Annotated in this window: 13 protein-coding genes; 9 read left to right on the plus strand and 4 right to left on the minus strand. The window is 72.1% G+C overall.

From position 1 onward, the window contains the following. The 5 genes from VFN12_RS08150 to VFN12_RS08170 form a co-directional block, all read left to right on the plus strand. The coding region (locus VFN12_RS08150; RefSeq protein WP_325118141.1) for an ATP-dependent DNA helicase UvrD2 at positions 1-1,195 on the plus strand (1,195 nt) is incomplete at its 5' end. A 153-nt stretch (positions 1,196-1,348) separates the two neighbouring features. Then, positions 1,349-1,543: a hypothetical protein gene (locus tag VFN12_RS08155; protein WP_325118142.1), complete on the plus strand. Its 195-nt coding sequence runs from the start codon at positions 1,349-1,351 to the stop codon at positions 1,541-1,543. 113 nt (positions 1,544-1,656) lie between these two features. Next, positions 1,657-1,980, plus strand: a complete 324-nt coding sequence (locus tag VFN12_RS08160) for a WhiB family transcriptional regulator (RefSeq protein WP_325118143.1) — start codon at positions 1,657-1,659, stop codon at positions 1,978-1,980. Between the two features lie 40 nt (positions 1,981-2,020). Further along, positions 2,021-2,215: a hypothetical protein gene (locus VFN12_RS08165; RefSeq protein ID WP_325118144.1), complete on the plus strand. Its 195-nt coding sequence runs from the start codon at positions 2,021-2,023 to the stop codon at positions 2,213-2,215. A gap of 97 nt (positions 2,216-2,312) precedes the next feature. Next, the gene (locus VFN12_RS08170; RefSeq protein ID WP_325118145.1) at positions 2,313-2,474 is read left to right on the plus strand and encodes a hypothetical protein; all 162 of its coding nucleotides are present in this window, start codon (positions 2,313-2,315) and stop codon (positions 2,472-2,474) included. Position 2,475: 1 nt separating this feature from the next. Here VFN12_RS08170 and VFN12_RS08175 read toward each other — a convergent pair whose 3' ends face one another. Continuing rightward, positions 2,476-3,351 carry a hypothetical protein gene (locus VFN12_RS08175; protein WP_325118146.1) on the minus strand — a complete coding sequence of 292 codons (876 nt, stop codon included), beginning with the start codon at positions 3,349-3,351 and terminating at the stop codon, positions 2,476-2,478. A 190-nt stretch (positions 3,352-3,541) separates the two neighbouring features. Further along, positions 3,542-3,700 (minus strand): DUF5679 domain-containing protein, encoded by a 159-nt coding sequence (locus VFN12_RS08180; RefSeq protein WP_089503918.1) that lies wholly within the window; start codon positions 3,698-3,700, stop codon positions 3,542-3,544. Between the two features lie 203 nt (positions 3,701-3,903). Here VFN12_RS08180 and VFN12_RS08185 point away from each other — a divergent pair, with 203 nt between their 5' ends. The 3 genes from VFN12_RS08185 (at position 3,904) to VFN12_RS08195 (ending at position 6,639) form a co-directional block, all read left to right on the plus strand. Next, the gene (locus VFN12_RS08185; RefSeq protein ID WP_325118147.1) at positions 3,904-4,698 is read left to right on the plus strand and encodes an enoyl-CoA hydratase/isomerase family protein; all 795 of its coding nucleotides are present in this window, start codon (positions 3,904-3,906) and stop codon (positions 4,696-4,698) included. Positions 4,699-5,020: 322 nt separating this feature from the next. Next, a complete protein-coding gene (locus VFN12_RS08190; protein WP_325118148.1) occupies positions 5,021-6,118 on the plus strand; it encodes a PHP domain-containing protein in 1,098 nt (365 codons plus the stop codon). Next, complete coding sequence (locus VFN12_RS08195; protein WP_325118149.1) at positions 6,115-6,639, plus strand: M48 family metallopeptidase; 525 nt, start codon at positions 6,115-6,117, stop codon at positions 6,637-6,639. Before VFN12_RS08190 ends, VFN12_RS08195 begins: the two co-directional genes overlap by 4 nt. Here VFN12_RS08195 and VFN12_RS08200 read toward each other — a convergent pair. Next, positions 6,576-7,169 (minus strand): NUDIX hydrolase, encoded by a 594-nt coding sequence (locus VFN12_RS08200; RefSeq protein WP_325118150.1) that lies wholly within the window; start codon positions 7,167-7,169, stop codon positions 6,576-6,578. The two genes, VFN12_RS08195 and VFN12_RS08200, sit on opposite strands and share 64 nt — an antisense overlap. After that, a complete protein-coding gene (locus VFN12_RS08205) occupies positions 7,166-8,488 on the minus strand; it encodes a zinc-dependent metalloprotease (protein WP_325118151.1) in 1,323 nt (440 codons plus the stop codon). Before VFN12_RS08205 ends, VFN12_RS08200 begins: the two co-directional genes overlap by 4 nt. Positions 8,489-8,542: 54 nt before the next feature. Here VFN12_RS08205 and VFN12_RS08210 point away from each other — a divergent pair, with 54 nt between their 5' ends. Beyond that, positions 8,543-8,986, plus strand: a complete 444-nt coding sequence (locus tag VFN12_RS08210) for a molybdenum cofactor biosynthesis protein MoaE (protein ID WP_325118152.1) — start codon at positions 8,543-8,545, stop codon at positions 8,984-8,986. Positions 8,987-9,019 lie beyond the last annotated feature (33 nt).

Raw genomic sequence — 9,019 nt, forward strand, 5'->3', positions numbered from 1 at the left:
GACCACCTCGATCGAGCTGACCCGCAACTACCGCTCCACCCCCGAGGTCGTCACGGCCGCCAACACCCTGCTGGAGAACTCGCCCAGCCGGGGCGTCGAGCTGCGTGCCCAGCGCCCCTCCGGCCGGGGCGTCAGCTACGCCTCCCACCCCGACGAGGTCGCCGAGGCCGAGTCGGTCGCCACCCACATCGCGGACCTGCGCGACCAGGGCCGCCCGCCGGGCGAGATCGCCGTGCTGTTCCGGATCAACGCCCAGTCCGAGGCGTTCGAGGACGCCCTCGCCAGCCGTGGCATCCCCTACGTCGTCCGCGGGGCGGCTCGGTTCTTCGACCGTCCCGAGGTGCGCGAGGCCGTGACCCTGCTGCGCGGCACCGCCCGTTCCGGCCAGGCCTCCGGCGAGCTGGTCGACACGGTCCGCGCGGTGCTTGCCGGCATGGGCTGGAGCAGCGAGGCACCCGCAGCGCGCGGGAAGACCCGCGACCGCTGGGAGTCGCTGCAGGCCCTGGTCGACCAGGCGATCGAGTTCGCCCGGGCCGATGGCAGCGATCTCGGAGGCTTCGTCGACGACCTCGACCGACGGGCGTCCGAGCAGCACGCCCCCGTCGCCGACGGTGTCACGCTCGCCACGCTCCACGCCGCCAAGGGGCTGGAGTGGGACTCGGTGTTCGTGACCGGACTCCAGGAGGGCACCCTCCCGTTCTCGTACGCCGAGTCGCCCACCGAGATCGAGGAGGAGCGCCGGCTGCTCTACGTCGGGATGACCCGCGCCCGCCTGGATCTCACCCTCTCCTGGAGCCTGGCCCGCAACCCGGGCGGCCGGGCCTCGCGGAAGCCCTCGCGGTTCCTCGACCCCCTCCTGCCTCACGACGCGATGCCTCCCGCCCGTTCACCCCGCCGTGGCGTGGCCAACTGCCGCGAGTGCGGGAAGCCGCTCGTCGGCCGGGCCAGGAAGACCGGCCGGTGCGAGGACTGCCCGGCCTCCTACGACGAGGAGCTCTTCGAGCGCCTGCGCGAGTGGCGGAAGGCCCGCGCGGCGGAGGAGAGCGTGCCGGCCTTCGTGGTCTTCACCGACGCCACCCTCCAGCTGATCGCCGAGCACAAGCCGCGCACCCAGCAGGCGCTGCTGGCCGTCAACGGCATCGGCCGGTCCAAGCTCGAGCGCTACGGCGACGACGTCCTGGCCCTGCTGGACTAGACAGAAGCGAAGAAATCGGAGAAATCCGCGAAATGCCCATTAAATGGTTTGCCCATTACGCGGGTCGGCCGGTAACTTTCTCTCACCGAGTCAACAGCGCACCATGACGCCCGGCAAGTGTCAGCGCCCGACGCACCGAAGGAGGTGGACCGTATGAGCACCAACAAGTTCCAGACGATGGGCCAGAACCCGTCGCGCTTCGGCATGCCCACGCCCGGACTCCACCTCGGCGTCTACGCCGGCACCACGGTCTGCACCACGGGTGCGCCCATTTCCGGCGACCGCGTGGCGGCCCGCGTCTGGGGAGCCTTCCCGGGGACCTCTGCCTGGAGACCACCGACCTGTTGACATTTCAGCAGCATCGGCAGCCTCCAGGCCGCGGACCCGAAACCGGGATCCGCGGCCTTTCTGATTTTCCGAGCACCAACACGTGACCAGGTCAGTTGAAGGAGGTGAACAAGATGACCATCAGCGTTCTCGACAGAACTGGTGGGACAGCCGAAGCCGGTCTGGGTGGGTTGCACGACGCGGCCGGCGCGGTGGACCACGAACTGCTTCCCTGCCGGGCCAACGACCCGGAGCTGTGGTTCGCGGAATCACCCGCCGACGTGGAGTTTGCCAAGACGCTGTGCGTGGACTGCCCAGTCCGGTCCCTGTGCCTCGACGGCGCTCTCGAGCGGCGCGAGCCCTGGGGAGTCTGGGGAGGTCAGCTCTTCCTCCAGGGAGTGGTGATTCCCCGCAAGCGGCCCCGTGGCCGACCCCGCAAGAACGACACGGCTGCGTGAGCGGTCGCTGTCTCACCGAGAAGAGGATCCAGCCCAACTGATGAACACCGAACCGAACGGGAGCAAGCAGATGAATCTCATGCATGAAGACCTGGCGCGTGCGCAGATGTCCGCGCGCCTGGGAGAGGCGCAACAGCGGCGACGCGGCCACCAGATGGCCCAGGTCGCTCGCTTGGGCCGCAAGGCAGAACAGGCCGCGCTGCAGGCGCGTCTCGCCGTCGCCCGAGTCCTGTGACAGGGACCGACGCGGGGGTGGTGATCGAGCCGAGAGCCGGGTACGACGTCAGCGTCGTACCCGGCTCTTGGTCTGTCCGGGGGCCTATCCTTGAACGGTGACCACCTGCGACTTCTGCGGGCGGCAGGAGCCTGACGAGGCCAAGACGCTCACGTGGACCACCGCCGTCGAGAACGGCCGGATGCGGCGCTACTGCGACGAGTGCTCACGCACCCATCTGCGCGCGATGGAGGGCAAGCTGGACAGCGAGTTCTGGTGAGTCATCCCGCGGCGAGCTGGTCGCCCCAGTGGCAGCCGCACGCCGGATGTCGCAGCCAGCGCTGTCGGTCGAGCGTGAGCGCCGGGTCGAGCGCGACGGTCGACGACCAGGTGGCGGGCAGGTCCCCCTCGACGTAGGAGACCACGTCCCGCACCGCCCAGGCCGCCGCCAGCTGCCGCAGGACCGGGTCGACAGGGGCCTGGTCGTCGGGTCCCGCGGCGTACTGGCCCCGCACCGTCGCGTGGCCGGGATCCCGGTCGCACCGGTGGGCGGTGACGCACCGCGAGCACGCGGTCAGGCCGGGTGACACGAACGGGCCCACCGTGACCCGCCCGGCCACGGCGTCCAGGACGAGGTGGGGCTCGGACCGCTGCACGAGCCGGTCGAGGAGCTCGTCGGCGGGATCGGCCACGACCGTCACCGCCCGGTCGTCGCCTCGAGCCGCGATGCGCAAGCCTGCCGCAGCCACCGCCCGCAGCAGACTGGTCCGCCATGGCCCGGTGACGTCGAGCGCCACCGTCGCCACGCCACGGGCGGACAGACGCGCCGCGGCATTCCGCGCGTCGACGGCGAACGACGACAGGACGCACTCGCGGGGGAGCGGCCCCCGCAGGGCACGATCGAGAGCGTCGGCATCGACGACCAGCCCACGCTCCACCAGCCGGCGCAGGCAGGCCTGGGCCTGCGGATCGTCAAGTTCGGGGTGCCGCCCGGCCCGGAGGTCGTCGAGGAGCCGGCGGTTCGGCTCGTCGTCGGGCAGGACCAGGCGGTCGGTCGGGTCGATCCCGACCTGGAGGTGCCGGCTGTCGCGGCGTACGGCGCGGACGCCCGGCCTCAGCCGAGGGCGGCGCGGGAGCCAGTCGTCGTCGGTCGACACCCGCAGGATGCTGGCACAGGTCGGGGCGCGCCGGGGTTCGTCCTCCACAGGAGGGAAAGGCGTCCGCAGACGCCGACGGCGGCGGTGGGGCCCCGCAGAGTTCCCACCGCCGCCGTCATGGGTGTGCCGACTCGAGTCTGAGCAGCCCGAGAAGAGCAGCCCGAGATGAGCAGCCTGCCCTGGGTCGTGGCTACGCCTTGCCCAGGATGCGGTTCAGGTTGGTGCCGCACACGGGGCACACGGCCTTGGCCATCCGGGTCCCCTTGTCGTTGACCCGCACCTCGCCCTCGGCCTCGCGCTTCTCCTTGCACTTCACGCAGTAGAACTCGCCGCTCCAGGTCTCCGCCATGACGGCCTCCTTGCTCGTTGGTGTCTCGGTCGTCGCGACGGGGAGTGGGGGGAAGCCCGTCGGGATCCCTTCCGCCGCAGCGTCGAGGACCGGTCCGACCCTACGACACGGGGGTGACCGCTGCACTGAGGCGCACCGGTAAGGGGTGATCCGGGCGGTGGCGGGTATAACGGCGCGTCCGTGGCTGCGTAGCCTTGCCGGCCATGACCGACTACACCCACCTGCGGCTCGAGCGCACCGGCGACGGGGTCGCCGTACTCACCCTCGACAACCCCGACCAGCGCAACGCGATGTCGGAGGAGATGACCTCCTCCTGGGTCGCCGCGATCGACGAGCTGGACGCCGACCGGTCGGTGCGCGCCGTGGTGGTGACGGGGGAGGGCTCGGCGTTCTGCTCCGGCGGCAACACGGCCTGGATCGCCAGCGAGCCGGAGGCGACCGTCGACGAGCTGCGTGAGCGGATGCTGCCGTTCTACCGCGCCTGGCTGTCGATCCGCCGCCTGGAGGTGCCCACGATGGCGGCGGTCAACGGCGCCGCGATCGGTGCCGGCCTGTGCCTGGCGTTGGCCTGCGACATCAGGTACGCCGCCGCGGGGGCCAGGCTGGGCGTCCCGTTCGTGCAGCTGGGCATGCACGCCGGCATGGGCGGCACCTACCTGCTCCCGGACGTGGTCGGCGCGGCCCACGCCCGGGACCTGCTCCTGACCGGCCGGATCGTCGACGCCGAGGAGGCGCTCGGGCTGGGCCTGGTCTCGCGGGTGATCGAGCCCGCCGACTTCCTGGGCGAGGTGCTCGCGACCGCCCGTGGGGTCGCCGCCACCGCCCCGATCGCCAGCCGGCTCACCAAGCTGGCGCTGGCCGACGGAGGCCACGCCGACCTCGAGAGCTGCCTGCAGTGGGAGGCGCTGGCCCAGCCGATGACGCTGGCCACGGCGGACCTGCAGGAGGGCATCCGGGCGGTGCGGGAGAAGCGCCGGCCGGTGTTCGAGGGTCGCTAGGCGCCAGGCGCAGGCGCCGGACGACAGAGGAGGCCCCGGCCACCTCTGCGACGCTTGCCTTCCCCTTGCGAACGTCGTTCGGATGGGCCGGGGCCTCATCTGGGGTCACGCTAGGAGCGGCGGGAGCCCGGGTCAACGCCACGGCACCCACACCTGTGGAAAACGTTGTGGACAAGGCTGTGGAGCGGGGGCGGATCCGGTGGACTAACCGTGACCCGGGTGGGACCGGCCTGTGGATGACCGGCCCGGGCAAGGCTGCCCGCGCGACGCTGACCAGCGACAATGGGCCCTGGACGGATGTGGACAGAAGAAAGTTGGCGGTGTGGTCCAGACGAGTGCGACCGGCGGCGACGGATCCGACGCGACGTACGACGGGGGGCCGGTCGCGGCCCTGCGGCGGATCGCCTTCCTCCTCGAGCGCGGCCGGGAGGACACCTACAAGGTCAAGGCCTTCCGGACGGCAGCCGCTTCGATCCTCACCCTGCCTGCCGAGGAGGTGTCCGCCCGGGCGGCCGCCGGGACCCTGACCGAGCTCTCGGGCGTGGGGGCGAGCTCGGCCGCGGTGATCGAGGAGGCCTGCCGCGGCGTACGCCCCCGGCGGCTGGCCAAGGTCGAGCGCGAGCACGCCGGACCCCTCACCTCCGGCGGGACGGAGCTGCGCTCGCGGCTGCGCGGTGACCTGCACTCCCACTCCGACTGGTCCGACGGCGGCTCCCCGATCGAGGAGATGGCCTTCACCGCCGTCGAGCTCGGCCACGAGTACCTCGTGCTGACCGACCACTCACCCCGGCTGACCGTGGCCCGCGGGCTGAGCGCCGAGCGGCTGGCCCGTCAGCTCGACGTCGTCGACGCCGTCAACGAGCACCTGGGCGGCACCGGCTTCAGGCTGCTCAAGGGGATCGAGGTCGACATCCTCGACGACGGCGGGCTCGACCAGACCGACGAGCTCCTGTCGAGGCTCGACCTCCGGGTCGCCAGCGTCCACTCCAAGCTCAAGATGGAACCGGCCGCCATGACCCGCCGGATGATCGCCGCGATCGCCAACCCGCGCATGAACGTGCTCGGCCACTGCACCGGGCGCCTGGTGACCGGAAACCGCGGGGTGCGGCCGGGCAGCAAGTTCGACGCGCGCGCGGTGTTCGAGGCGTGTGTCGAGCACGACGTCGCCGTCGAGATCAACTCCCGGCCCGAGCGTCGCGACCCACCCACCGCCCTGCTCGAGCTGGCGCGCGACATCGGGTGCAGGTTCTCCATCGACAGCGACGCCCACGCCCCCGGGCAGCTCGACTTCCTCGTCTACGGCTGCGAGAGGGCCGAGGCCGCGGGCATCGACCCGGACCGGATCGTCAACACGTGGGAGTGCGACCGGCTGCTGGAGTGGGCCGATCGGGGGGTCCGGGCCGATACCGTTGACCCATGACGTCCGAGGTCGAGGTACGCCGGTCCAAGCGGCGCCGTCGTACGGTGTCGGCCTACCGGCAGGGCGACCGGATCGTGGTGCTCATCCCGGCCAACCTGACCCGCGCCGAGGAGTCGCAGTGGGTGAGCACGATGGTGGCCCGCATCGAGCGGTCCGAGCGCCGCAATCGGCTCTCCGACGACGACCTGCTCGCGCGAGCCGAGGACCTCAACGCCCGCTACTTCGGCCAGCTGGCGTCGCCGGCCTCGGTGCGGTGGGTCGACAACCAGCGGTCGCGATGGGGGTCCTGCACGCCCGGTGACCGGACGATCCGGCTGTCCTCGCGGCTGCGCACCATGCCCCGCTGGGTGGTCGACTACGTGCTGGTCCACGAGCTCGCCCACCTGCTCGAGCCCGCCCACGACGCGAACTTCTGGGCCTGGGTCGACAAGTACCCGAAGGCCGAGCGGGCCAAGGGCTACCTGGAGGGGTGGTCGGCGGCCGCCCAGGTCGAGTCGCCGCCCGGCTCCGACATCGACTGAGCGCGGGCCAGGGCCACGAGCTCGACCAGGTCCGGCTCGGGGTCCGGGAGCCGGTCGGCCGGCCACCAGCGCACGTCGAGCGACTCGTCGCTGACCGCGTGCGCGGCCGACTCGTCGGCGACCGCGAGGAACCGGACGTCGAGGTGGTGCACGCCGCCGCGCGGGTCGCAGAACGGGACCTCGTGCTCGCTGAGCTGGACCGGCACCGTCCCGACGGTCAGGTCGTCGAGCCCGGACTCCTCGGCGGCCTCTCGGGCAGCAGCCCCCGCGAGGGTCAGGTCGGACGGCTCGCAGTGCCCGCCGAACTGGAACCACCGCCCGGCCTTGGCGTGCAGCGTGAGCAGGACCCGCTCCAGGTCGGGGGAGAGGACCAGCGTGCTGGCGGTGAGGTGGTCGGGGTAGCAGCTCCGGGTCATCGCGTCGCCGTGGCGGGCGAGGTGGTCGACGTACCGGTCGCGGAGGGCGGCCTGCCCGGCTGAGGGCGGCGTCCAGGTCGAGAGGACCGCGAGCGCGTCGGCGTGGAGGGTCACTCCGCGTCGGGGTCGGGGCCGGAGTCGTCGCGGTCGAGCATCCGCTGGAGGGCGGCGTCGAAGTCCTCGTCGCTCATCGCCTCGGGAGCGGCGGCGCCCTCCCGGAAGCCCAGCGGGTCGTCGAGGTCGCTCGCGGTCGGCAGCAGATCGGGGTGCATCCAGACCCCGTCGCGGGCCTCCGGGCCCTGCCGCGTCCGCAGGGAGCCCCACAGCGTGCTCGCGTCACGCAGGCGGCGGGGCCTCAGCTCGAGGCCGACCAGCGAGGCGAAGGTCTGCTCGGCCGGGCCGCCGGCCGCGCGGCGGCGTCGTACCGCCTCCTGCAGCCTGGCCGCCGACGGCATCCGCTCGGCCGTGGCCTGGCCGACCACCTCGTCGACCCAGCCCTCGACCAGGGCGAGGGTGATCTCGAGACGCTGCAGGGCGGCCTCCTGGCTCGCAGACTTGGGGAGGTCGAAGAGCCCGCCCTCGAGCAGCTGCTGCATCGACTCCGGGTTGGTGGGGTCGATGCCACGCATCTGCTCCTCCATCCGGCTCTGGATGGACTCGGTGTTGATCTCGATGCCGCGCGCGTAGTCGGTGACCGCGCCGATCAGGTGCTCGCGCAGCCACGGGACGTGGGCGAAGAGCCGCTGGTGGGCAGCCTCGCGCAACGCCAGATAGAGCAGTACGTCGTCCTCGTCGACGTCGAGGCCCTCCGCGAACGCGGAGATGTTGGCCGGCACCAGCGCAGCCCGACCGGGAGTGGACAGGGGCAGGCCGATGTCGGAGGCGCTGAGCACCTCGGAGGCGAGAGTCCCGATCCCGGAGCCGACCTGGGAGGCGAGCATCGCGCCGACGGCCCGGCCCAGCAGGCCCATGATCGGGCCGGCCATCGTCTTCGCCTCCTCCGGCAGCGCGCCGCTGAGCGACTGCACCGAGCTTTCCGCGATCGGTTCCACCAGCACCTTCCACACGTCGGTGGTCGCCACGATCCATTCCGCGCGGCTCCAGGCCGCGGTCGAGGACACGCCGGACGCGAACTCGGTGGCGTCGTCGAGCCAGTGGTCGGCCAGGGTGAGGGCGTCGGAGACGGCGTCCTTCTGCTTCTGGGTCGGCGTCGGGTCGGGGGAGGTGGCCACCGTCTTGCGGGCCAGGTCGATCGTGAAGTCCCAGTTGAGGGGGCCCTCGTGGGGCTGCATGAGGGCCTGGAGCTGGCTGAACAGTGCTCCCAGGTCCGGGCCTCCGCTCCCGCCGAAGAACTGCTCGAACGGAGTGCCGCGGAACGGGTTCTGGCCGCTCTCGTCGGGGCCGTCGGGCGCGTCGCCCGGGTCGTTGCTCATGGTGCAACCGTACGCGTCGCGACCAACGCGGGGCGCGCCAGTAAGGTCGTCGTCGTGAGCCCCCAGGCAGGCCCCCAGGCCGCGATCCGGCTCGTCGAGCTGCGCGAGAGGCCCCTCGACGCCAACGAGGTCGTGGAGTCGCTGGGCGACGCGACGTCCGGCGGGCTGACCCTGTTCGTGGGCAGGGTGCGCGACCACGACGGTGGCCGCGCCGTCGACGGGCTGGACTACTCCGCCCACCCCACCGCTCTGGAACGCATGCGGGAGGTCTGCGAACGGGTCGCGACCCAGTACGACGTCCACGGGGTCGCGGCCGTGCACCGGACCGGTCCGCTGGCCATCGGCGACATCGCGGTGATCGTCGCAACCGCCAGTGCCCACCGGGACGAGGCCTTCCGCGCCTCCCGGGCCCTGATCGACACGCTCAAGGCGGAGGTCCCGATCTGGAAGCACCAGCGGTTCGCCGACGGCACGGACGAGTGGGTCGGCACCCCCTGACCCGTTGAATCGGGGATTCCCGACCCTTGAGAA

It is taken from the genome of Nocardioides sp. (assembly GCF_035703625.1).
In the GTDB taxonomy this organism is placed as follows: Bacteria; Actinomycetota; Actinomycetes; order Propionibacteriales; family Nocardioidaceae; genus Nocardioides.

Coding starts and splice junctions, on each gene's coding strand:
- VFN12_RS08155 (WP_325118142.1), top strand. CDS start 1,349: ATGAGCACCAACAAGTTCCAGACGATGGGCCAGAACCCGTCGCGCTTC.
- VFN12_RS08160 (WP_325118143.1), top strand. CDS start 1,657: ATGACCATCAGCGTTCTCGACAGAACTGGTGGGACAGCCGAAGCCGGT.
- VFN12_RS08165 (WP_325118144.1), top strand. CDS start 2,021: ATGAACACCGAACCGAACGGGAGCAAGCAGATGAATCTCATGCATGAA.
- VFN12_RS08180 (WP_089503918.1), bottom strand. CDS start 3,700: ATGGCGGAGACCTGGAGCGGCGAGTTCTACTGCGTGAAGTGCAAGGAG.
- VFN12_RS08185 (WP_325118147.1), top strand. CDS start 3,904: ATGACCGACTACACCCACCTGCGGCTCGAGCGCACCGGCGACGGGGTC.
- VFN12_RS08195 (WP_325118149.1), top strand. CDS start 6,115: ATGACGTCCGAGGTCGAGGTACGCCGGTCCAAGCGGCGCCGTCGTACG.
- VFN12_RS08205 (WP_325118151.1), bottom strand. CDS start 8,488: ATGAGCAACGACCCGGGCGACGCGCCCGACGGCCCCGACGAGAGCGGC.